Annotated in this window: 2 protein-coding genes; both read left to right on the forward strand. The window is 60.8% G+C overall.

Annotated elements, in window-relative coordinates:
• The coding region (locus ACM9NP_RS23950; RefSeq protein WP_415649041.1) for an oligopeptide/dipeptide ABC transporter ATP-binding protein at positions 1 to 370 on the forward strand (370 nt) is incomplete at its 5' end.
• Positions 363 to 584: ATP-binding cassette domain-containing protein (locus tag ACM9NP_RS23955; protein WP_415649042.1), on the forward strand; the 222-nt coding region annotated here is incomplete at its 3' end. The genes ACM9NP_RS23950 and ACM9NP_RS23955, both read left to right, overlap by 8 nt.

Below are 584 nucleotides of genomic sequence, written 5' to 3' on the forward strand. Positions count from 1 at the left end.
TCGGATGGGTTTGATTCTGATCACGCACGATTTGGGTGTGGTGGCGGATGTGGCGGACGATATTACGGTGATGTACGCCGGTCGTGCGGTGGAGCAGGCGGGTGTGTTGGAGACGTTCGCGTCGCCGGCGCATCCGTATACGAAGGCGTTGTTGCGGTCGATTCCTCGGTTGGACGTGAAGGGTCAGCGGCTCGAGGTCATCGCCGGACTCCCACCCGTCCTCACTCGTATTCCGCCGGGGTGCCCCTTCGCCCCGAGATGCCAATACGCGCAAGACATTTGTACGCGACAGCGTCCCGAATTGCTGACCGTCACACCGGGTCGCGCGTCGGCCTGCCACTTCGCCAAGGAGGTCATGAACGATGTCTGACAACGTTCTCGAGATCGAAGGCCTGAGTAAGTACTTCCCGATCAAGGTCGGCGTTCTCTTCAAGAAGACGATCGGCCATGTGAAGGCCGTGGACGGCGTCGACCTCACCTTGGCCCGTGGTGAGACGTTGGGTGTGGTGGGTGAGTCGGGTTGTGGGAAGTCGACGTTGGCGAAGTTGTTGGTGGGGTTGGAGTCGCCGTCGTCGGGTTCGATT

The organism is Stackebrandtia soli, from assembly GCF_965137155.1.
GTDB classification, from domain to species: domain Bacteria; phylum Actinomycetota; class Actinomycetes; order Mycobacteriales; family Micromonosporaceae; genus Stackebrandtia; species Stackebrandtia soli.